General features: G+C 40.6%; 20 protein-coding genes and 3 pseudogenes. 9 read left to right on the top strand and 14 right to left on the bottom strand.

The window, feature by feature from the left end; genetic code table 11:
- Positions 1-299 precede the first annotated feature (299 nt).
- From V7L12_RS09380 to V7L12_RS09365, 4 genes are all read right to left on the bottom strand, one after another.
- Entirely contained in the window at positions 300-641 is a 342-nt protein-coding gene (locus tag V7L12_RS09380; RefSeq protein ID WP_335084076.1) for a cupin domain-containing protein, read from the bottom strand.
- Positions 642-899: 258 nt separating this feature from the next.
- The gene (locus tag V7L12_RS09375) at positions 900-1,289 is read right to left on the bottom strand and encodes a hypothetical protein (RefSeq protein ID WP_334814910.1); all 390 of its coding nucleotides are present in this window, start codon (positions 1,287-1,289) and stop codon (positions 900-902) included.
- Positions 1,290-1,581: 292 nt separating this feature from the next.
- Positions 1,582-2,280 (bottom strand): SRPBCC family protein, encoded by a 699-nt coding sequence (locus V7L12_RS09370; protein WP_335084075.1) that lies wholly within the window; start codon positions 2,278-2,280, stop codon positions 1,582-1,584.
- A gap of 122 nt (positions 2,281-2,402) precedes the next feature.
- On the bottom strand, positions 2,403-3,500 hold the full coding sequence (locus V7L12_RS09365) for a DJ-1/PfpI/YhbO family deglycase/protease (protein WP_335084074.1): 1,098 nt from the start codon (positions 3,498-3,500) through the stop codon (positions 2,403-2,405).
- 475 nt (positions 3,501-3,975) lie between these two features.
- Between V7L12_RS09365 and V7L12_RS09360 the strand changes: the two genes are divergently transcribed.
- Positions 3,976-4,368 carry a DUF6335 family protein gene (locus V7L12_RS09360; RefSeq protein WP_292783360.1) on the top strand — a complete coding sequence of 131 codons (393 nt, stop codon included), beginning with the start codon at positions 3,976-3,978 and terminating at the stop codon, positions 4,366-4,368.
- Between the two features lie 5 nt (positions 4,369-4,373).
- Here the strand turns inward: V7L12_RS09360 and V7L12_RS09355 are convergent, their stop codons facing one another.
- Together V7L12_RS09355 and V7L12_RS09350 are read right to left on the bottom strand one after the other, a co-directional pair.
- On the bottom strand, positions 4,374-4,778 hold the full coding sequence (locus V7L12_RS09355; RefSeq protein ID WP_442947880.1) for a response regulator: 405 nt from the start codon (positions 4,776-4,778) through the stop codon (positions 4,374-4,376).
- 774 nt (positions 4,779-5,552) lie between these two features.
- Entirely contained in the window at positions 5,553-6,350 is a 798-nt protein-coding gene (locus V7L12_RS09350; protein WP_335084073.1) for a peroxiredoxin-like family protein, read from the bottom strand.
- Between the two features lie 265 nt (positions 6,351-6,615).
- Here V7L12_RS09350 and V7L12_RS09345 point away from each other — a divergent pair, with 265 nt between their 5' ends.
- From V7L12_RS09345 to V7L12_RS09335, 3 genes are all read left to right on the top strand, one after another.
- On the top strand, positions 6,616-6,813 hold the full coding sequence (locus tag V7L12_RS09345; protein ID WP_335084072.1) for an NblA/ycf18 family protein: 198 nt from the start codon (positions 6,616-6,618) through the stop codon (positions 6,811-6,813).
- A gap of 1,060 nt (positions 6,814-7,873) precedes the next feature.
- The gene (locus V7L12_RS09340) at positions 7,874-8,698 is read left to right on the top strand and encodes a class I SAM-dependent methyltransferase (RefSeq protein WP_335084071.1); all 825 of its coding nucleotides are present in this window, start codon (positions 7,874-7,876) and stop codon (positions 8,696-8,698) included.
- Between the two features lie 228 nt (positions 8,699-8,926).
- Positions 8,927-9,703, top strand: a complete 777-nt coding sequence (locus V7L12_RS09335) for a DUF928 domain-containing protein (protein WP_335084070.1) — start codon at positions 8,927-8,929, stop codon at positions 9,701-9,703.
- 387 nt (positions 9,704-10,090) lie between these two features.
- On the opposite strand, the gene V7L12_RS09330 is transcribed toward V7L12_RS09335, so the two are convergent.
- The 6 genes from V7L12_RS09330 to V7L12_RS09305 form a co-directional block, all read right to left on the bottom strand.
- Positions 10,091-11,077: a CHAT domain-containing protein gene (locus tag V7L12_RS09330; RefSeq protein WP_335084069.1), complete on the bottom strand. Its 987-nt coding sequence runs from the start codon at positions 11,075-11,077 to the stop codon at positions 10,091-10,093.
- A 39-nt stretch (positions 11,078-11,116) separates the two neighbouring features.
- The gene (locus V7L12_RS09325; RefSeq protein ID WP_335084068.1) at positions 11,117-12,808 is read right to left on the bottom strand and encodes a tetratricopeptide repeat protein; all 1,692 of its coding nucleotides are present in this window, start codon (positions 12,806-12,808) and stop codon (positions 11,117-11,119) included.
- Positions 12,809-13,009: 201 nt separating this feature from the next.
- Positions 13,010-14,812: a CHASE2 domain-containing protein gene (locus tag V7L12_RS09320; RefSeq protein WP_335084067.1), complete on the bottom strand. Its 1,803-nt coding sequence runs from the start codon at positions 14,810-14,812 to the stop codon at positions 13,010-13,012.
- A gap of 15 nt (positions 14,813-14,827) precedes the next feature.
- The gene (locus V7L12_RS09315) at positions 14,828-14,977 is read right to left on the bottom strand and encodes a hypothetical protein (protein ID WP_335084066.1); all 150 of its coding nucleotides are present in this window, start codon (positions 14,975-14,977) and stop codon (positions 14,828-14,830) included.
- Entirely contained in the window at positions 14,977-15,411 is a 435-nt protein-coding gene (locus V7L12_RS09310) for a hypothetical protein (protein ID WP_335084065.1), read from the bottom strand. The genes V7L12_RS09315 and V7L12_RS09310 overlap by 1 nt, the downstream gene beginning before the upstream one ends.
- A gap of 78 nt (positions 15,412-15,489) precedes the next feature.
- The gene (locus tag V7L12_RS09305) at positions 15,490-15,645 is read right to left on the bottom strand and encodes a hypothetical protein (RefSeq protein ID WP_335084064.1); all 156 of its coding nucleotides are present in this window, start codon (positions 15,643-15,645) and stop codon (positions 15,490-15,492) included.
- A gap of 222 nt (positions 15,646-15,867) precedes the next feature.
- On the opposite strand from V7L12_RS09305, the pseudogene V7L12_RS09300 reads away from it, so the two are divergent.
- The 5 genes and pseudogenes from V7L12_RS09300 (at position 15,868) to V7L12_RS09280 (ending at position 20,719) form a co-directional block, all read left to right on the top strand.
- Positions 15,868-16,875, top strand: a pseudogene (locus V7L12_RS09300) (filamentous hemagglutinin N-terminal domain-containing protein).
- A 206-nt stretch (positions 16,876-17,081) separates the two neighbouring features.
- Positions 17,082-17,462: a hypothetical protein gene (locus V7L12_RS09295; RefSeq protein ID WP_335084063.1), complete on the top strand. Its 381-nt coding sequence runs from the start codon at positions 17,082-17,084 to the stop codon at positions 17,460-17,462.
- Positions 17,463-17,645: 183 nt separating this feature from the next.
- Positions 17,646-17,978: a hypothetical protein gene (locus V7L12_RS09290; protein ID WP_335084062.1), complete on the top strand. Its 333-nt coding sequence runs from the start codon at positions 17,646-17,648 to the stop codon at positions 17,976-17,978.
- Positions 17,979-18,380: 402 nt separating this feature from the next.
- Positions 18,381-18,884: pseudogene (locus tag V7L12_RS09285) on the top strand (cysteine peptidase family C39 domain-containing protein); the annotation flags it as partial.
- 452 nt (positions 18,885-19,336) lie between these two features.
- A complete protein-coding gene (locus V7L12_RS09280) occupies positions 19,337-20,719 on the top strand; it encodes an HlyD family secretion protein (protein ID WP_335084061.1) in 1,383 nt (460 codons plus the stop codon).
- Positions 20,720-20,807: 88 nt separating this feature from the next.
- Here V7L12_RS09280 and V7L12_RS09275 read toward each other — a convergent pair whose 3' ends face one another.
- Together V7L12_RS09275 and V7L12_RS09270 are read right to left on the bottom strand one after the other, a co-directional pair.
- Entirely contained in the window at positions 20,808-20,984 is a 177-nt protein-coding gene (locus V7L12_RS09275) for a hypothetical protein (protein WP_335084060.1), read from the bottom strand.
- Between the two features lie 119 nt (positions 20,985-21,103).
- Positions 21,104-21,383 (bottom strand): annotated as a pseudogene (locus V7L12_RS09270) (hypothetical protein); the annotation flags it as partial.

Below are 21,383 nucleotides of genomic sequence, written 5' to 3'. Positions count from 1 at the left end.
TGCCATAAGTATTATCTATAATTATCAAAATATAATTAAGGCATCAGTCGTCAGAATAAAGCCATAAATTTGAGTTTAACTGGTGAATGAATAAACAGTGAAATACTACACTAAATAAAGCATATTTAGTGTGGTGTTTCTAATAAGTCAGCAGAAAAATTTGCTGCAATGCTTTCTAAGCTGCAAAGCACAGTAAAAAGGAGAACAAGAATATTGTTCCCCTACGAACGCTTTATATTCTATGCCATTGAAATCAGCTAGAAGTTTTTAGCGATCGCCAAATTTCAAATAACTGCAAATCAGTTTTCATCTCGCCCGTGAACTTGAGCGGGTGGACTGGTTGCTTCAACAGCAGTGAATGATTCTAGAATTTTATAGGTGTGGCTGGCTCCTTTTGGTACTATCCAAGAACTCCCAGGTTCTAGTAAAATCGTTTGCCCTTCAATATGTAATTCGGCACGACCATTGATTACATAACCAACAGTTTCATATTCTCGTGCTGTTGGCTCTTTAGATTCGTTCGGTTGTTCATTTTCCCACAGACGCATGGAAATACTTTTGCCAGATGCCAGATATTTTTGACCAAGTTGGCCTTTAGGAGAATGACTAGAGTCTACTTTGTTAACAGTTTTATCAGACATATTTTTTGCCTCTTTATAGTTTTAACTTTAAACCTATCCCACTAATAATATTTTTGCTACAAAACTTAAGTTTATTGAGAAATGAAAACGAAAGTGATGATTTCTGGCTCGTTAATATCAAGACAAATACTCGATTTATCCTGATTTTAAGACGCGATAATTATCGCGTCTTAGTAACTTTTTAAAGCTTTTTCGACAATCTATTTAGTCAAAAACTGAGGCTCAAAAGTTGTTAGAAGCTCAGATTCTATTTCTCAGTTATTTTTTAGAAGAATTATGGTAATAACCTTCTTTCTCTCCAGTCACTGGCTCAACTGTTTCTTCAACTTGATTTGTTGCAGACTTAAGAAACTCTTTTGTCGCTTCAGGAGGTTTTTCATCCAAGTTTAACTTTTCGCGGATATTATCAACAGCGCTTTTTATTGGATTTTGGGAGTTTTGAGTATTTCCTATTTGGGTATCGTTTCTAATTTCACCTTGCCCATTTGGCACTCCTTGGTAATAAGTGCCCTCTGGAGTCTTAACATCAGCTAGTGCTATGTTAGTGTAGCTAAAAGTCTGACCCAGTAAGAACATAAATCCTACAAGGAAAACTACAACGATTTGGGAAATGCGAATATTTTGCAGCCATGAAATTACTCGATTCATAAAAAACCTCAATTGCATTATATTGCGTGTACAATTCAAAATACTGAATAGCCATTCAGTATTCAGGTTTAAGAATAACTTTGATGGAGCTATCCTTTTTTTGTTGAAAAATGTGATGGACATTTATAACAATAGCATTAATACAAGCATCGGTATAAGGACACCAGCCATCTGTTTCAACACTTTGCCAGCATTAACTTATTCACTTCTGCTTTGGCAAACTTTTTGATCATTTTCAGGCACTTGGGAAAGCGATCGCTATCAATCTCTTTTTCAGTGCTAATCCTGGAAACTACTTGCGTCCACTTGATTGACCTTCTGTGGTTGCAATTTCGCCTGTTTCCATTAGCATTTTGAAGCGATGCAATTCATCACCAACTTGCTGTTCTGGTGCTTCACCGAAAAGTTTAGCTACGGTAGCTCCCAATGCACCACCTGGTGGGTTATACTCCAAGACAATCTTTACTTCTGTGCCGCGATCGCCTAAAGCTTTTTTAAAGCGGACAAAACCAGAATTATCAACATCTGCACCTTCTACAGATGCCCAAGAAATAAATTCATTTTCCCGGTCTTCAAGAATTTCTGCATCCCATTCTACACTATTATCCAAGGGTGCATTCGCTATCCAATGAGAACGTTTTTCGTTATACACTTTCACAGACTTGAGGTGCTTCATAAAGGTGGGCAAATTCTCAAAGTTATGCCAAAAACGATACAATTCTTCTGCTGATTTATTAATTGTTACCGTCTTTTCAACTTTGATCGGTTGATTTATCCCTATTGCTTCCTGTGCTTGCTGGATTGTACTTTGTTTAGTTGCGCCTTGATAAATCAAACCACCACCAGCCAAAGCCGTCAGCGCTCCCCGCAAAGAACCTTGCTTTAAACCCATCAGCACCATAGCACCGCCACCGATAAGAGATGCCCAACGCTCTACTTCACTAGCTTCACCCTGACTGGTACTTAGTTTATCGTCTGATGTCGAAGCCACTTTTTTATTTCTCCATTACAGTAGATAACTCCAGAAATTAAATATGCGTTATCCAGAACCTTTGTAGAGACGTAGGACTGCTACATCTCTCCACATTCTTTTTAACCAGATGTTTAAATCAGTTACATTGATATAGCTGCCCCAGTAGTCGGCTTAGGAGGCTGAACCTGAGCGGTTGTCCGCCCTCTATACAACTCTACTAATTGCTGTTCAGATTTCAATAAATCCTGGTAAATTTGTTTGAAAATAGCAGTTGCTACTGGGTCAGTAAACGTGGCAGACAAATTACCTATATCGCCAATACCCGTTTGCACATCCCCTAAAGCGGAACGTAACTGATATATGTCATCACTTCCTGTTAAGGCAGTCTTCACCTTGGCATACTGATTAGCAATATTTGCCCCTAAAGAGGGTTTCTCGCCCAATCGCTGAAGATAGGTTTCCAGTTTTTCAATGTGGCGTTGTTTATTACTAATTATTTGTTGGAAAAGCGATTTAATTTCGCTATCTGATTCCTTTTGCAAATACTTCTCAAATGCTTCTAGCGAATAACGTTCACCAGTCAGGGCAGTATTTAAACCTTTGCTGATATCACCTTTAGTTGAGCCACCCCAAGCATCAGCCAGTTTCCACCATTCAGCGCCTGTGTCTTTCTCATTTGGTAATGCAGCATCTTTGCCACCATAACCCAAACGACTCAAAATAGCTGTGGTGAAAATTGCCAAGTCTCCGGGTTCACGAGATGTAATCAAATTTCCGTCAACCACCAACGGCTCATCTAAATAATTTGCGCCAGCGTTAGTTATATCCTTGGCAATAGCGCTAAACCCAGTAACTTGTTTGCCTTTAAGCAAGTCGCCTTCAATCAAAACTTGTGGGCCGTGGCAAACCGCAGCGACTAATTTTCCTTGTTGGATAGCCTCTTGTACGAAACGTACTGTATTAAGGTTCCGCCGCATTTTGTCAGGAGCCATACCACCGGGAATCACTACTGCATCAAATTCGGCTGCGATCGCTTCCGTTGTGGTACCGTCGGCTTGTATACTAAGTTTGCCGCGTTTACCCTGATATTTTTCATTCATTCGGGAACCAAGGACTACTACCTCCATTCCTGCTTGTTTGAATCCATTATATGGAACTGTAAATTCTGCATCCTCTACTGCTTGTTCAATGAGGATAGCAACTTTTTTATTACCGGAGTGATTGTTATGTTCGGTCATAAATGGTGTTAGGTTTTTATTTCTCTAATCTTTAGCTAGCTACAACAATATTTATCGACTCGCACAGTTAAATAGACAGATTCTTTTCTGAATAAAGTAAGTTTGAATTACTTATTATCATTATTATCTGCCTCCTTTACTCAAATTTTTTAGCATTTAGGTAGTCAAAAAGATGAATACCAAGTTAAAATGCTAAACTTATTAAAATTCTATTTTTGGATGCCTATTTTTGCTTAACAAAAAACAGTTATGAGTGAAAAGTTCGCTAATGAATAATTTCGGTTTGATAACTTCTAACTCATAACTTTTAACTACAAGTTCCTTGACCATGAATTCATAGCTACAATCTTATGGCGCGATCGCTGGTTTAGCGTCGTACCCAGGGGATAGATTATTTTATCAGCTATACACCTCTAGTTAGACAAATTAGTAACAAGAAAACGTTATTGTGAGAATGCAGAAAAGGGCTAGTATCATGGCAGAAAAAAATCATAATGATAAAATTAAAAGTAATGATTTGCCACAAGAGATTACCGAATCCTACGGTACTGGTGTGAAAGACTTGCCGGGATACAATATTGGCGGACGCTCCATGCAGGATGAAAGAGACGAGTACACAGAAACTAGTCCGAAATTGACTGGTGGGGATGTTGATGCTTATTGGCAAGATGCAGATGCAGTTGGAGATGAAGCAGTTGGTGGTAGTACTTCCACTCCCGATCAAAATGTAACTGAGGACTTAGAAGCAGCAGTGGGGCTAGAAATGGCTGATTCTGAGTTTCTGCATACCAACGATATTTTAGAGGATCGTGATGGCGATCGCTGGGAGTTAGATCCAAAGTCTTCTGAAGATTATCAAGACCGATGAGAATATTACCAATTACAAGCAGCAACCAAATTAGCCACTATCTCCACTAGTTCTTCTGGAGCGACCGGTTTAGATATATGAGTGTCAAAGCCAGCTTCCAAGGCACGGATACGAGCCTCACTATCAGCATAGGCTGTTAAAGCAATAGCCGGGACTCGTCCAACATTATTTGGTTTAAGCGCACGGAATTTGGAGATGAAAGTGTAGCCATCCTCCCCTGGCAACCCGATATCACTAATTAAAACATCGGGTTGCAATTCAGACAATACATTGCGTGCATCTGCTGCTGATATGACTGCTATAACTGTTGCTCCATCCATTTCCAAGACAGTAGTGATAAAAAAGCGAGTATCATCATCATCCTCAACTACCAAGATATCTAAACCAGTAAGAGTTCCAGAGGTTTGCATAATAAATGACATTTTATTTATCCTTACTTGCTGTATTCGTAATTTGTAATTAAAAGAGTACAGAGTAAGCAGTGATTACAACTACGAATTACGTTAGCGAGTCCGCAAGCGTCATTATCAATTACGAATTATTATGACTTTTACACCCATTAGAGCTTCTTTTAAGATTTTAGATTTACAAAAGTAGATTGATGTGCTCGGAGTGTTGATGAAATACCGAAGCAGGCTCTTTTAACAAGAAATGATTTAACACCATAATTTCAAACATATAGCTTGATAGTCACTACTGCTTCATCTATTTTCCTACTGGAAGACCACTTCGCACAAATGAAATTCAAGCGTCATTAGAAAGTCCTCACTTATCTCGATTTTCAGCAGAATTCAGAATGAATTCTGTACGACTGGCGGATAGCATAGCGTAAATTCGGCATGGCAACTCTTAGAGAAGCTGCGCCAACGCTTAGAGCAAGTCCGGAAGCGTCTGAACAAGAGGGTTTAAAACCCCACTAAATTAAACGCGAACAGCGTCTCTAAAAGAGAAGATTTAGTAGTTTTCAATCAATGGCGGGTTTGTAGCAAGATCCCGCAGGGTATGCCCCACTCATAGCGCAGGGGTAGTGAGTGTGCGTACTCTTACATAGAAGCAAGCTACACAAAGCGTCTGTCTGCGACACGCTGCATGAACGTAGAGAGCGTCTTGATTCTAACTCCTGAATTCTGAATTCTTTTTCAAACTTTTGTTGTATTAAATATTATTGAGATAGCAATTAGGAATTAGTGAGTTGAGGTAAGGCTATCCGTTTCGATCAAGGATAAAAATGATAGGGGCTGACTCATATTAGCAGCAAAGCCTAGAATTCCTGGATCTCGATGTTCGTAAAGTAACTGGCCTTTACTATCAAACAGAAAAGTTCCACCACGCTGAGTTAAGTAGGCAGAATTAGGTACATAAGTATGCCAATTGCTGAGAACTTCCACCATATTCCGTAGCCGTAGAGTAGCTAATTCAAAGGGACGTTGAAACCCACTTCCGCCAGCTAATTGGAAAAACGAGCCTTGAAAAGCAGGTAGAGGAGTACCTTGAATAATTTCATTATCTTCAATAAGTTGAGGCGCTTGACGATCTCCCCTGTATCCCCGAAAAACTTCTCTTAGCGTTCCAGGACTTCCAAACCCTGCACACATTAACACTAGATTTAGCCAAGCTTTCTGAGCAGGGGAAAGTCCAGCCAGAGGAAGATTGAGACCTGAATAAAGTTTTAGTTGGTGATGTAGTTCTCCATTAGGTTCAACAAATAAATTTTCAGGTGGAAATCCTGTATATTCACAGAATCTTGTTCCAGAGGCGCGATTACCAATTCCCACTGCACGAATAGCGAGTTTTTCATCTGACAATTTTTTAGCTTTGCGCTGTAACCACCACGCATATTCAAGACTATCAAAATCCCCAAGTTGTGGCCAGACTAAAATAAGGATATATGAGGCAGTCTCGCAATTTTCTAGTAGGGGTCGGGTCATGCCATCACTAACACGCTGAAGTCCGGTCTGATTAAGGATAGTGTAAGGATTCATTACAAATGATTACTCGGATATTTGGGGTATCAGTGACACAGGATGTACTAAAGCATTAATATGCCATCATCTCAGCTTTGTAAATATTTTGTTATACTAGTTAACAGAAGTTCATATTTAGGTTTGACACCGCTAAGTAAGGGAATACCTAGTAGGTCGCTTGATGAGTGTATTACTGCTAACGGCAGCTAGATATGAACGCTTCTTTTCAAGATTGCCAACATTGACCCTTTAGTTTTCGCCTAGTTGGGCGATTGACACTGCGATGAATCAACCCATTACATTATCTTTAGAAAAAGAATTTAGCCTTAGAACTTTTGCTGACCAAGTGCAGCAGATGTCTCGTGAACAAGCTCAAGAGCTTTTGCTTATGCTCTATAAGCAGATGATAATTCGGGAAACAACTTACCAAGAATTGCTCAAACATCAGTGGGAACTGGATTCAGACTCAATCTTAGGCTAAAGCATACAAGCAAATAAATGTTTTGAATTTAGCAGCGACAAAGAAATATTGGTAGAAACGGTGTGTCGCTGGGAGTATGGGAAAGTGCTGGAATATACAGCGTATTTCAGGTAAAAGAAGTACACGGGTAGGGGTACAACATGTTCATTGGTGTCAACTTAAGCTGAAGCGCTTGTCCCACATACGCTTTACCCCACCCCCAACCCCTCCCCTTGGTAAGGGGAGGGGCGGTTTTAGCTTTAGACAAAACCGGGGTGTGGTGATGGGGATCGTAATGGTTAAGTAAATGAACTCAATATCTAGTCTTGACAAGGGTTTCACGTTAAGTTGACACGTATGAACATGTTGTGCCCCTACGATTATCTGTACCTCACTAGTAATTGATTAGCGATCGCTGAACGAAGTTGCCGTAGTTGCTGTAGACATCGCTACTCATTCGAGTTATATTAACCAATTCCCTGTTTACAATCGCAATCCCTTATTGTCCAAACTTAAGGGACTTCAAGCACCCAAAAATTTGAATCTAAGTTAAATTTACTACAATTTATGGGTGGGAGGAGGAGTAGCCATTGACTGCTCCTCTTCCCATGTTTTTAATTGATTATTATTCTATTTATTGCTAATTTTATTTTTTGTAAGTCCCTTTGCACTCCAATTTAACTGATGTCTGCGTCACAGTGATTTTAATTTTTAATTGATGGGTTAGCATTGGTGCGCTCGGCGTTTCACCACTTAATGAATTATGTGTAACTGAACATGACTATAAATGAATAGACGATACACTTACGCGTTGAGATGACAAACCCATACTGATAAAACTCTCAGTTAAATACTTTTTAATTAGCCGACCAATAATTTCAATTCCATGTTCAATATCCTCTGGTGTTTGGCAAAAGTTCAAGCGCATCGCCGGATACCCTTGCCCCATTCGTGAGAGGTTAAAATAAAGTGCCTTTTGTCAATTAGTTAAAATACTCAAAATAACCTTAATAAAAATTTTGACAGATCCCTTGCTAGTTCTAAAATGAAATTGGACTCAAAAGCTGACACGCCCTAGCTTATGCAAGACTTTAGACAAGAAATAAATGCCAGAGCTTCTATGGATTTGGAACAGCGAAGGACTTGGTATTCTCCGGTTGCTGATGTTTATTACAATGCAAGACCGCACTATCCAAAGGAACTAATTGATCGGTCTGTGGCTTTAGCCCAACTTGACTCAGATGCATCGATTCTTGAGGTTGGTTGTGGTCCAGGAAATGCGACGGTGGCTTTTGCTGAATTTGGTTTTTCAATGACGTGTATTGAGCCAAACCAGGATTTTTGTCATTTGGCACAAGACAACTGCGATCGATATCCAAAAGTTACAATTTGCAATACTTCATTTGAGGAGTGGGAACTAGAAGCAAAACAGTTCAATGCCGTTCTATCTGCCAATGCCTTTCACTGGATACCGCCAGAGATTAGATATACCAAGGCAGCAGCGGCCATGTGCGATAACGGTTTTCTTATCCTGCTATGGAATTTGACCCCAGAACCGAGATACGAAGTTTACCAAGTTCTAGAGGAAGTGTATCAAGCTTATGCGCCCTCCTTTGTTCGATATGAAGGTGCCCAGATTCAAGCGGAGATTTTGAGGGGGTTTGGACAAGAGATTTTAGACTCCAATTGTTTTAAAGAGTTGGTTGTCGAGCAAACTGCGTGTGAAGTCACCTATAGCATTGATGACTACCTCAAGCTTTTGAGTACCTTTCGGAGACTAGAGCCACAAGCGAAAGAGTTACTATTTGCAAGATTGCGCCAGAAGCTAGAAAAATTTGGAGATAGCGTACAACTCTCGTTTCTTTCTGCTGTTCATGTTGCCCGCAAAGCACCCGTGAGAGGTTAAGAGAATTGCACAAATGTCTGCGAGGGTGCGAAAAAAGGGGATAGATTCAGCTTGTACTAACCAAAGTACTATTAGCAACACTCAATTACTGTACCGTATATGCTGTGCTTTATATAGAATCCTTTGTGAGTCACCTTTCGGAGACTTAGCGGGAAAAGTCATGCATAATTTAGGTTTAATTATATGTATAGTCAATAGACTTGCTTGAAAACTTTACAGAGTAAGAATATGGCTCAAATACTATGCCCTTTACACAAAAGTTTGAGGAACATCCTTACTAGTTATATTACTTTAAGCTTATTATTATCGATGTCTACAACAGCCTTAGCTGACAAGAACAACAATAATTCTGATGACCCTCCACCGCAGACTAGAGGAAGTTCAGGTGGTTCTAGAGGATGCGAGACTCAAACAGAAGCATCCTTAAGTAGTATTCCACATATTATCTTACTTGCACCTACGCAAAGTTATGGTCAAACTTTAGCAAATAGTCCAACATTCGCCTGGTTTGTGAAAGATAATAACTCCTGGCAAATGGAGTTTCGCCTTTATGAGTATGACGAAACTAATAAACAATCTATATTGGTAAAAGAGATTAAAGATGAAAATTTTAAAAGTTCCTCTGGAATCATGGTTTTATCTCTGTCTAATCTGGAATTGTTAGTTGGTCAAAGATATCTTTGGCAAGTCGAATTGGTCTGCGATGCTAATCGTCCTTCAGCTAATCCGTTTGCGATCGCTGCGATGAAAGCAGTTTCAACTCCACCGGATTTTAAAAAACAACTATCGCAGAGCAATAATGTTTTAATCAAGGCAAATCTTTATAACAAAGCTGATTTGTGGTATAACACTTTAGAAATTGCTTTAAGTTCCAAAAATGAGCCGACTCTTAGAGAATTAAGAGAGTCTCTTCTAGAACAGGTAGCAACTGGAACTAAAATAGAATTAAGAGAACAAACTAAACTAATACTGACAAATAGTAAAATACATCAATTGCAGCGCTAGGAGAAATGAGTCGTTCTAAAGGTCTTGTTGATACCAATTCGACGTGATGATGCACTTAAGTTTTATTAAACTAACTGCCAAGAAGGTTAAGAACGTCAAGTAAGAGAAGGGTAATCATTAGACCTCTTGCATAAATCAAAAATAAAGAACCCCACCCCGCATTTGCTAACGCAAATGCTCCCCTCCCCTTGGTAAGGGGAGGGTTGGGGGTGGGGTGTTAGGGACTTTTGCAAGAGACTCCATCAGCTGCGCTCACAAGGAACAATGAAAATAATCTGAGAATGATTTTGTGTTGTTTCAGCCTCTATTTTCAAGGCAGGTCTATTTAGTGCAAGTTTATAGAAAATTGGTATGAGTAAAAGTACGAAATTTTCATAGATGTAGAGATCAAAGCCAGTTACCAATGAGAATGAATGGTGCCCAATATCCGGGGTGACTTTCAAGTTGCTGCTGATGCGTTTGCAACCAAGCTATTTGAGCCGCCTGTAAGGCTTTGGCTTTACTCATTCCGCTATGCCAGTTTTGATAAAATTTCGCTATGAGTTGTGCCGTTGCTGCATCATCAACTTTCCATAGAGAAGCTATGGCACTTTGAGATCCGGCTTGGATGGCGATACCAGCCAAACCCAGAGTTTGGCGATCGCTACCTACTGCTGTTTCACAAGCTGTCAATGTTAGTAACTCAATCGGTTTATTTTGAGGGTAAATGCGATTAATAAGTTGATAAAGGTCGTTTAGTGTCAATTTTTCCTTGTAAATCTTACTTGGAAGTGATTTTTGGCGATTTACTGCAACTTTTTTCCCAGTTACTAAGAACGTTTCTCTATCATCAATACCAAATTTACCGTGAGTCGCTAGGTGAATTATTGGATAAGTATTTTTTTCTAATTCTTCTTGCAAGCGCTCAGGAGTAAAATCTCGATCCAGTAAGCCCTTGCTTTTGGGTAAACTTGTTGTAATTGCTTTCAACTCAGATTTAACTTGTGTAAGCGGCTCAAAAAATTTTGAGCCAGCATCTGTTTCGATGGTAGCTGGTTGTGTCAAGCCGAAAGCTAATACCTGTAATTTTTGTGGGTTTGACTGTTGAGGATTGGTTAAAGTCAATGCTGGAGCAAAGGCGATCGCATATTTTTCAATCACGAATTGCTTACCGTCAAACAGTACAGCTATGGGAATACTCCGAAGAATTCCATCTTGAATAAACACTAAAGTTTCAATTTTCTCTTTTTCTAAATCGCTGATAAAAGGACGAATAAACCAGTTATATACTTGTTGCGCTCTGGCTTTATAAGTGTTTTCCAAGTCAGAGCGTTTTTCTAGTTTAGTCCGTAGATCATTGATAACATCTCTAACTTCTTGACTTTTAACAGGCACCCAAAAAACTTTTGACTTAAATTTTTGATTCCCGTCAGATCAGGTGAGAATGATTGCAAGGCGCTCTTTCAAAATAATCGAACTCAATACAGCAGTGTTTTTCCCTACTAGTGGCACTGGTTTCTGAATAAGTGCTAAATCGCAATTATTCCCTAAATAGTTTTGTAGTTCTGCTAACCTTAACTCATTTATTATTGGAAGTACCGATTCTAAATTTTGTTGAATATCTGATTTTTGGACAAGATCATTAGTTTGCTCTAGGCGTAACTCTAGCAACTCGCGGTAAACTGGTTCTACTTTGTCTCGAAAGTCAAACTGTAAATCTCGCTGTTGCAGGATTAGCTCACTACGGATACTTTTGAGACTGTCAATAGATTTTTCATAAAAATTAATCGCTTCTTGCACTCGACCTGTGGCTCTAAATAAGCGTCCTGTTTGCCATGTCCACAAGTAAAGGTTCTCGTTAGCAACAGTGCCAATCAGGGCTTGTTGAGTTAAATTTATAGCTTGTTGATAATCTTGACGACATTCGTAAATGTGTCCTAATCGACCTTTGGCAAAGGATTCTCCCTCCTGATCTTGGATTTTTTGATTGATTGCCACAGCTTTGTTGAGTAGTTCAACAGACTTAGGTAACGATTCTGACTTCAAGCATTGAGTTGCTGGGTCAGTAGTGACCGACTCGTTCTTTTGGTTAACCAGTTGTAAAAGATTAGCAAGTTGAATCGCTGTATAAGCTTTATCACGAGAGTCAGGCAATTGTTCCAACACGACTAGGGCTTGCTGTAGTGTATTGTTAACTATGGCTGGCTCGTAAGGATGTTGGCGATCGTAAAGCCTAATTAAACCTACTAGCGATCGCAGTTCGTTTACTTTGTCATTCTGGCTACGAGCTAGATGCAGGCTTTGCTCAAAATATTGTACAGCTTGGTTATCATAACCAACAGTGTATTGCTGGAATTTTTGGGCAGCTTTGTTGTCGCCTACTTCACTGGCAAATTCGGCATGACGCTGATTGCGCTTTGCAAGACTAGCGTAGGTATTAGCTAAACCATTCAGGTTACACACCAGATAAGTTTGATTCTTAATGCCTTTGACGATTTCATCGCTGCGTTCAAAATCTTGAATAGCTTGCTCATACTTGCCTTGAAGACGATGAGCATTTCCCAGACTACCCCAAGCGGCTACTTCGCCTAGTTCATCTGACTGATGACGGGCAATTTCTATAGCACTATCTTGACTACAAGTTGCATTGCTTTGATTTTCACCGCACAAAATGGTAATTGCACGTCGGTGCTGTCCCAAGCTACTGTAGAGTTGAGCCTGTTCTGTCAGCATCCGTCCTACCTTGAGCGGCTCGTTTGTCTGACGATAGTAGTCAATAACTTGCTTTAATTGAGCGATCGCTTCAGGTATTTGGCCTAGTTGTTGGTATGCTCTTGCCAGGTATCTCTGTATACTCATTTTACCAGCATAATTACTGTTACCCTCTTGAGCGGAGGAGAGAGCTTTTTGCCAAGACTGGATCGCTCCTTGAATATCGCCAGCTTGATATAGCTTAAGTCCCTGCTGTACTGGCTCCATTAAAATTGGGGATTGGGCTGTTGCTATCTCTGCGATTCCCTTATGCCCAATTTTTAGGGAAGGATGTGCTAACCACAAGCATAAAATCAGCGTTGTCAAGAATAAAGCTGCCTGAACGCGACGGATATGGCAAAGAAAGCGTTGCATGATGGCATAAGGGAGACTATACCTGTGAATTTTACAAGATAAGTTTGCTTTAAGTAGCAATTAACATATTTTTATCCTGACTAAAATTTTCCAGTTATAGCTGTAGTAAGATAGATTAGGACAGTGTTGATTGCTCAAAGGCTTGAAAAAACTGGGTTTTTACTCAGCACGGGCTAAACCTTAGCTATCCGCTAACAGCACTCAGCACTTTGCTATACCTAAACACAAAAATTGTTGCCACCAAGTACTTGCTATTGGCCAAGTCAACTTGCAGACAGTGCCTTGTGGAGAGTCAGGAAATCGTCGAAACTTGCCTCTCAATTGTCGGGCTAAATCTTGAGCTTGGTCTGTTCCTTGCCCGCCACCTTGATACTTTTTAGATTTATTTGCAAATCCATTATCAATTATTTGTAGACAATACTCCTTCGACGATCGCGTACAAATAACATCAAGACGGGTAGCTCCCTGGGAATGTTTGCCGACATTACATAAAGCTTCTTGCAAAAAAAGGTACAACCCTCGCTTTTGATTTGCATTAAAGTTGCACTCTTCTAATGGTTCAAAATTGGGAGCAATAAAACTTTGGATTGTTGTCAATCCTTGAAAGTTTCTTCTTAAAGTAATGTCGTAGACATAATAAAGCATCTCAGCAATTGGAGTTTGCAAATCGATAACTTCACTTCCCTCTAAATAAAGACTATCACTGCGACTAAGCATTTCTTGACTGAGATAATCAGGAATAGTCCGTAACTCTCGATTTAGTTGTTCAAGTTGCGATCGCAATTTTTCCGGCTCTATCTCTTCCTCACCAAGATTTCTCAAGATCACAGCCAGGGATTGCAGAGGCCCATTATGGATTGCTTCAAAAGAGCGCTTAAGAGTTAAACTGCGCTGTTCGAGTAGCGCTCTTAAATCTCGGTCAAAAAAAAATGTCGTCAGTCCTGCACTGGTAAAAGCTAACAAGGTTGGTACTAAAGGAATCCACCAACCGAGAATCAGTCCAAAATAACAAATTCCGACGATTTCGATACTAGTTATACCAAGGCTCAACAATGTTTTTGCTGGAGATTGAAGGATTAAACCCAGAATGATGCCGATTAAACCCCAAGTTAAAATCCATAAATACTCCCAAATTTCTGACCATACTTTTAACAGTGGTCGTCTGTCTAAAACATGACTAATAATTTCACTCGTAGCATGAGCATGAACTTCTACACCATAAATCCATTGGTATTGATCAGAAGACTCGTCAACTCCTAAACCCGTGGTATAGAGTGTATTTTTAACTGCCGAGATGGTAAATCTATCTTTAACACTGGCAGCAGTCATGCCAATAATCACGGTGCGATCGCGAATCCAATTAGGATCAATTTTATTATTAAGGATATCCCTTAAAGATATGGTGCGAAAAGGTTGGGGATGAGAGCGAAAGTTTAATAGCACTTGAAAGCCATTAGCATCAGTTCCCACATATCCGCCAGAATTGGGGAGAAACCGGACTAGCTGACTTGAACCAAACTTGATGGGGTCTTTAGAGCGACTCCCATGAGCAAACTCTATTCCTTGCTCGTGCAAATAAAATTGTGCTAAACGCAGAGATAGGGAGTATTTCAGTTCTCCGGTATAAGTTTTACTTGCGATTAAGCTACGTCGCAGCTTTCCATCTGGGTCTACTATTGTATCTGCAAAGCCGACTCGTTCAGGAGGTAACTCAGGTGGTGGTTTAACATTAAAAGATTGCTTTTGATTTAATGTTACTTCAACTCCGATCAGATTTGGATTCTCTCTCCAGACAGGTGCAAGCTCTGCATCAGCCGAATTATTTTTATCTCTAAAAAGGTCGAGACCGATGACTCTGGGTTTGTAGCTATTTAAGATGTTCAACATTTGGGCAATTTCTTTATCTGGTATGGGAAACTTGCCTACATAGTTGATATCGTCTTCATCAATACCCACAATTACCACCCGCGAATCGACGGCTTCATTCGGTCGCAACCGTAACAATTGATCGAAAGCAAGCTACTCTTGTGATTGCAATAATCCTGTTGAGCGAACAAGTATAATTAATCCTATAACTGAAAGTCCTGGCAGCACTACTTCTCGCCAAAGTTTCAGTTCTTGCTGAAGTTTTTCCCATAAATTGCTTTTAGTCGAGAGTGCGAATTTCATCAGTTGATTAATCCGATTTTTCTAGCTGCGATCTCAATTTGAATTCTCAATTCTTTACCAGGTTCGTCATACACACCTAAAGAATCTTGCACTCTAATCCAGTAGTTGCGTACGGTGCGATCGCTCAACTTCATTTTTTGGGCGATCGCTTTATCTGTTAAACCTTCTTCATATTTCAGCGTTAGTACTTCGATCCGTTTTCGATCAAATTCTGGGCGCGATCGCAGTTCTGAAGATAAATAAATAGAGCCGCGCAATGCCAAGTCAACGAACTTTAACATTTCCCGGATCGGCAAAGACTTATCCATAGCTGCAAAGCCCCCTTCATAGGCATTAATCATCGGCTTGAGACGCACCAACGGTTTGACATTGGTACTCAGCACCACTAAATTAGGGGCGAGAGGGCTTGACATCAAAGTGTTGATCAGTTGCATCCCAACCTCAACCTTCGCTGGAGATTGAGGCTTTTCTGGCAAACATAAATCAACAATTAGCAAGTCTGGGTGGTGATGTTAAAATTGCTGATAGGCAGTCTGGGCATCCTGAATTGCAAAAATTTCTGCTTCTGGGTATTTTTCTTGAAGTGCTGGGATTGTACCTTGAAGAATAGCTTCATGGTCATCAACAACTAAAAATTTTTGTAAAGTTTGCTTTAGTTCTTCACTCATAACTGGTGTAATTTTCAATATATTTAAGCTAGCAAAACTATAGGAGGTCTAACTTTTTATGGCTAGAAATCTAACTTGCCATTTAAGTAAAACTTATCCTTTAAGACTATACAAATAATCAACTGGTTGCGTGTTGCAGTTTGAGGAATTTAGTTTTCCAAGATTGGAAAATCAGCGCCTTAGTTAAGGAAGATGACAATTTATCAACCTTGATGACGTAGTATGACTACTGGTTGTGAGAAGTCTATAAGTCTGGTGAAAGCTAAATTCAGGTGTTATCAAAGCTGGGAATCGCTGCTATTTGGTTCTGGAGCGAAAAGTATAACGGGATGGTGTGCGATGGGCTACGCCCCGCCTTTGGCGATCGCAACTTTTGTAATCACTAGCCCCGTTCACGCACAAATTGTTCCTGATAAAACACTTCCCATAACTTCCAGCGTCGCGCCAAGATGCACAGCTTGTACAATTGAGGGGGGAACAGTTCGGGGTAGCAACCTGTTCCACAGTTTTAGCGAGTTTTCCGTACCTACAGGCAAGGAGGCATTTTTTAATAATGCGATGCAGATTTAGAACATCTTGACTCGCGTCACAGGTAACTCAGTCTCGAATATTGATGGGATGATTCGGGCAAATGGCATTGCAAATTTATTTTTAATCAATCCCAATGGAATTATCTTTAACTCCAATGCCTCTCTTAATATTGGCGGTTCGTTTATTGCAAGTACAGCTAATAGTCTTAATTTTAATGATGGTATTAAGTTCAGTACTGTAAATTCTCAAACTTCACCTTTGCTGACTATCAATCTACCCATTGGCTTACAATTTGGGACGAATCCAGGAAATATTCAGCTACAAGGTTCTAATTTAGAAGTTAATCCTGGTCAGACCTTAGCACTTGTAAGCGGTAATGTACAGCTTAATGGTGGTCAACTCCTAGCTTTGGGTGGAAATGTGGAGTTGGGAGCTATGGCAGACACTGGTACAGTTGGTATGAGTATTAATGGCTCATACCTTGGTTTAAGTTTTCCTAATGGCGTTGAACGAGCTGATGTATCTCTCAGCAATGGCACTGATGTCAATGTACTCGCTGGTGGTGGGGGTAGTATTGCGATCAACGCCCGTTCCTTGGATATGACTGGAGAAAGTACACAGCTACAGTCAGGGATACCATCAGGGTTGGGTTCTATTGACTCACGGGAGATATTGAAATTAATGCAAAAGAGGCAATAAACCTGAATGGAAGTAGTATCTCTAATACGGTGCAATCAACAGCTGTAGGTAACAGTGGCGACATCAATATAACGACCGGATCGTTTTATACAACAAATGGTGGTCTACTAAATACCGAAACCTCTGGACTAGGGAATGATTGAATGTCACAACCCAAGGAAAAGGAAATGCAGGCAATGTGAATATTATTTACCCACTTAACTCCTTTGCCCACAAACATCATAGATACTTCACAGTTGATTGCCAATAGTTGCATTGGACGGAGTAAACGCCCAGAAGGGAAATTCATTATTACAGGGAACGGAGGTTTACCAGTGATGCCAGATGATCCTTCAATTGCACCCTATCAGACTTATCAAATTCCGACTGTCCAGAGTGCAAGTATATCAACACTACAAGAAAACGCTCTTGGTCTGGGAGACTTTATTACCGCAAGCAAACCTCACAATCTTTCTAAATCTACACCACTGATTGAAGCTCAAGGATGGATGTACGGCCCTCATAGTGAGGTGATTCTCACCGCCTCTACACCTACTGTCCCTGCTCACAGTTTTTGGTCACAATTCTCTACCTGTTCGGGTTTTTAAGAAGTTTTAGTTATCTTCAGAAATTGACTTTCCAATTTTGGAAAGTCAATTTCCTAACTTGACGATGTGCGTCTAATCAAATTTACCTATTGTAAAAGAGTGCAGTGAAGGCGAACACCCAAAACGCCAGTGCTGCACACACTCAACTTACTAACCTCCCTTAATTAACTAAGGAGAAAAATAATGTCTAACATCAACAACCAAACCCAAGACCTTTATAGCATCGAATTGGTGCAAGACCTTGACCACGAAGCCGCTGCTACTGTTAGTGGTGGTACATTATACATTTCAAAGGGATATAATGACACAGGAGATGATATAGGTCTCAACAAAGGATATACCGATTTAGGCTCCTATAAGAATAAAGTGTCCTGGTACAAGGTAACGGGTTACAAAGGTTGGTATGCCTACACTGGTAAGAATTACACAGGTAAAAAATACTATCTAAAACCAGGCAGCAAAGGTAACTTATACGGCGATGCTAACAACAACATCGAGTCTGTACTACCTGCATGATTACCTTGGTTCTATTTAATACCGCATACTAGAACACCGATTCAGTAATCGCAATTATGATGAAAAAACCAGGTTTCGTTGGGTTGCAACAAGGGATGTTTGGTTGTAAAAGACGTTAAAACAGGGTTTATCAGTCTTGTGTTTTATTAATGAATCGGTGTTCTAGAATCCTGAAAAACCTAAAAAAGAAAAGAATGCTCTCACCTTCCCTTTTAGCTGAGTAACATCCTTTTCTCACAGTTTGTAGGGGCGAGGTCGTTTTCGCTCCTACTTTTTGATTTAAATAAAGATAATACAAATAACGTAAATGGTAATATCCATAGCTTGCTTGAGCGTGGGAGTACGCGAACGGCATGAAAATCAAGTTGCAAACGGTGTAACCAAGTAATCCCCAAATTTTTTATGAAATATCAGGTTGTTCTCCAACATAGTGAAGAAGATTGTGGCGCTGCCTGCCTTGCAACTGTTGCTAAACATTACGGACGTACTTTAAGTCTGAGCCGGGTACGAGAAGCGGTAGGCACGGGGTCTCAAGGTACTACTCTGCTTGGTTTAAATCGGGGTGCAGAAGTTTTGGGATTCAATGTCCGCCAAGTCAAAGCTTCTCCTCAACTGATCGATAGTTTAGATAAAGCTCCAATGCCCGCAATCATACATTGGAAAGGCTACCACTGGGTAGTTTTATACGGGCAGAAGGGGAAAAAATATGTAATTTCTGATCCTGGATTTGGTATCCGTTACCTCAGCCGTAAGGAATTAGTCGAGGGTTGGAGCAATGGGATTATGCTGCTGCTAGTGCCAGACGACACCCGTTTTTCTGAGCAGCCGGATGACAAAATGACTGGCTTTGGGCGCTATCTGGTGCGTGTTTGGCCCTATCGCTTCCTTCTGGGTCAGGCGATCGCTAGAGCGATAATTACTAACCCGCCGATACTGATTTTAGATGAATCCACTGGCGCTCTCGATCCGGCCAGTGAAGCTGAAGTACTAGATCAACTGCTTACCTATCGCCAAGGCAAAACCACAATTTTAATTAGTCACCGCCCCAAAGTGATTGAGCGAGCCGATTGGATTGTATTACTAGAGAAAGGACGTTTGCAAATCCAAGGTTCTCCAGAAGAATTGCGCCAAATTGCTGGCGAACACTTGGGCTTCCTAGATGATGTTCGGTCATCAACTCCAAGTTTAGTGGTGAAATCTTCCAGCCATGCTAATGGCAAATACGCTGCCATTAGTTAATGCCATCCTCTTTCTTTGAAATTTTGGATTGCTCCTCGAACGAATAATTACTAATTTGTCATTTGTCATTTGTCATTCTTAATTAAAATCAAAAATCCTCTTTCCCTCAATTTATTATTATGGTTAGTCAGTCTAATTCTGCCTTGCTGCCCCAAGTTGAAGAAAACGATTTTCTTCCACCACTTGGTCATTGGACTACTATTGGCGGCGTGATCGCATTGGTTACTGTGACAATAGCAATTGCCGTCGCCTCTGTAACTAAATACAAAGTCACCGTTCAAGCACAGGCAAATCTGCGTCCGGCTGGTGAGTTGCGGCTCGTTCAGGCTGCTACGGAAGGCCCAGTTATGCGGATTTTTGTGAAAGAGAATCAGGTTGTCAAAACAGGAGATGCGATCGCTACTATTGATGACTCCCGCCTGCAAACCAAGAAGAGTCAACTTGAAAGTAGCATTGGGCAAATCAAATTACAACTGGTTCAAATCGACGCTCAGATTCATGCTCTTAATAACCAAGTTGTAGCCCAAACTGACAGCACCAAGCGTGCGGTTGCGGGGGCTGAAGCCCAATTGAGCAGTCGCAAGCGGGATTATCGAGATAAGCAAATTACTACTGTTAGTGATGTCCAAGAAGCCGCAGCGAATGTCAGAGCAGCAGCTGCCGGTTTAAAAGCAGCCGAGTCAAAGCGAAACCGATATGAGAACGTAGCCAAAGTTGGAGCTTTGTCACAAGATCAATTCGAGGAAGCACAACTAGCTGTTCGCCAGCAAGAACAAGCACTCTCTGCTGCCAAAGCCAAATTGCAAAGCCTACAAGCTGCTCTGAATCCAACTTCAGCAGAAGTAGCGATCGCACAGGAACGCATTGCTCAAGAAAAAGCTACGGGGCAAGGTAACATCGCCACATTAAACAAAGAACGCAACGCGCTTATTCAGCAACGAATTGAAATGCAAAAACAGTTCGAGCATGATGGCCGCGAACTTAAACAAGTAAATATCGAACTTAAGGAAACGATCATTTCTGCCACAGCAGACGGTGTGATCTCCAAGCTAAACCTACGTAACCCCGGTCAAACATTGCGCCCTGGAGAAGAAATCGCCCAAATTGTTCCTACTTCTGCCCCCTTGGTAATTAAAGCAGTGGTAGGAACTGAGGATAAAAACAAGCTGAAACCAGGACAAAACGTGCAAATGCGAGTTTCTGCTTGTCCTTATCCAGATTATGGTACTCTCAAAGGTAAAGTTAAATCAATTTCTCCAGATGCATTTTTCCCACCAGCGAATAATGGCGCTGCTACAGGTGCTTCTACAATTGCAACTACTCCCAAAGCTACTGCTGCCTTCTATGAGGTAACAATTGAACCTGAAGGTCTGTCTTTAGGTCGAAAAAACAGACAATGTTCCATTCAAATGGGAATGGAAGGCAGAGCCGATATTATTTCTAAACAAGAGACTGTACTCCAATTCTTTTTGAGAAAAGCAAGGCTAATTGCAGATGTTTGACACTGCTACTCACAGCTGGCGCAATCAAGAATGACACGATTTAATCACCATAGAACAACGATAATTTGGGCATCTTTATTAGTTTTTATTAGTAAATAAGATGCGTTTGTCCTGCTTGCTCGTCTGATTCACTGAGAATTTGCTGCACCAATTTTTGCCGGCCATCTGCGATCGCACTGTAGGGAATATTGCGCTGGAATTGAGCAAATTTATCAGAGATAAAATAGCCGCGCTTTTGGTTTATTGGTTTACAGATTTCCTGCACTAACGCAGATTTGCCAATGCCAGTATAATCCAGATACCAACATCATTTCGACTTGGAATTTTGGGTTGCCACTTGGTTGCCTTTGTGAAGTCGTTTCTGAATTGCTTGGTAAAGCAGGACTATGTTTCCAGGTTGATATCTTTATGAATGATATTGCCTGCATGGATTCTGCCCAGAATGTCGCAAACAGCGATCGCAATACTTAGAAATCGGTATAAGGGCATGGGGCTGAACATATCTGGGCGCTTGTGCATCAATTGTTGTAGGGATTCTCCGCCAAAGTCTTCTAAGAGAATCACCATAGCAGGGTAAACGCAAGAAAATTTATACTTGAGATGAGTTAGAGTGTAGAGGAATCGAAGGTTGTAAAACTTTAAGCATATACTCTTGATCCATGCT

Origin of the sequence: Nostoc sp., from assembly GCF_036918245.1 — a bacterium.
Lineage (GTDB): Bacteria > Cyanobacteriota > Cyanobacteriia > Cyanobacteriales > Nostocaceae > Nostoc.
The sequence above is the reverse complement of the archived record's forward strand: the minus strand, read 5'-3'. Positions and strand labels throughout refer to the sequence as shown.

Excerpts from the sequence above, each read along its gene's own strand:
- V7L12_RS09380 (WP_335084076.1), bottom strand. The coding sequence starts at position 641 with ATGTCTGATAAAACTGTTAACAAAGTAGACTCTAGTCATTCTCCTAAA.
- V7L12_RS09375 (WP_334814910.1), bottom strand. The coding sequence starts at position 1,289 with ATGAATCGAGTAATTTCATGGCTGCAAAATATTCGCATTTCCCAAATC.
- V7L12_RS09365 (WP_335084074.1), bottom strand. The coding sequence starts at position 3,500 with ATGACCGAACATAACAATCACTCCGGTAATAAAAAAGTTGCTATCCTC.
- V7L12_RS09360 (WP_292783360.1), top strand. The coding sequence starts at position 3,976 with ATGGCAGAAAAAAATCATAATGATAAAATTAAAAGTAATGATTTGCCA.
- V7L12_RS09355 (WP_442947880.1), bottom strand. The coding sequence starts at position 4,778 with ATGCAAACCTCTGGAACTCTTACTGGTTTAGATATCTTGGTAGTTGAG.
- V7L12_RS09350 (WP_335084073.1), bottom strand. The coding sequence starts at position 6,350 with ATGAATCCTTACACTATCCTTAATCAGACCGGACTTCAGCGTGTTAGT.
- V7L12_RS09345 (WP_335084072.1), top strand. The coding sequence starts at position 6,616 with ATGAATCAACCCATTACATTATCTTTAGAAAAAGAATTTAGCCTTAGA.
- V7L12_RS09340 (WP_335084071.1), top strand. The coding sequence starts at position 7,874 with ATGCAAGACTTTAGACAAGAAATAAATGCCAGAGCTTCTATGGATTTG.
- V7L12_RS09335 (WP_335084070.1), top strand. The coding sequence starts at position 8,927 with ATGGCTCAAATACTATGCCCTTTACACAAAAGTTTGAGGAACATCCTT.
- V7L12_RS09325 (WP_335084068.1), bottom strand. The coding sequence starts at position 12,808 with ATGCAACGCTTTCTTTGCCATATCCGTCGCGTTCAGGCAGCTTTATTC.
- V7L12_RS09315 (WP_335084066.1), bottom strand. The coding sequence starts at position 14,977 with ATGAAATTCGCACTCTCGACTAAAAGCAATTTATGGGAAAAACTTCAG.
- V7L12_RS09310 (WP_335084065.1), bottom strand. The coding sequence starts at position 15,411 with ATGCAACTGATCAACACTTTGATGTCAAGCCCTCTCGCCCCTAATTTA.
- V7L12_RS09305 (WP_335084064.1), bottom strand. The coding sequence starts at position 15,645 with ATGAGTGAAGAACTAAAGCAAACTTTACAAAAATTTTTAGTTGTTGAT.
- V7L12_RS09290 (WP_335084062.1), top strand. The coding sequence starts at position 17,646 with ATGTCTAACATCAACAACCAAACCCAAGACCTTTATAGCATCGAATTG.
- V7L12_RS09280 (WP_335084061.1), top strand. The coding sequence starts at position 19,337 with ATGGTTAGTCAGTCTAATTCTGCCTTGCTGCCCCAAGTTGAAGAAAAC.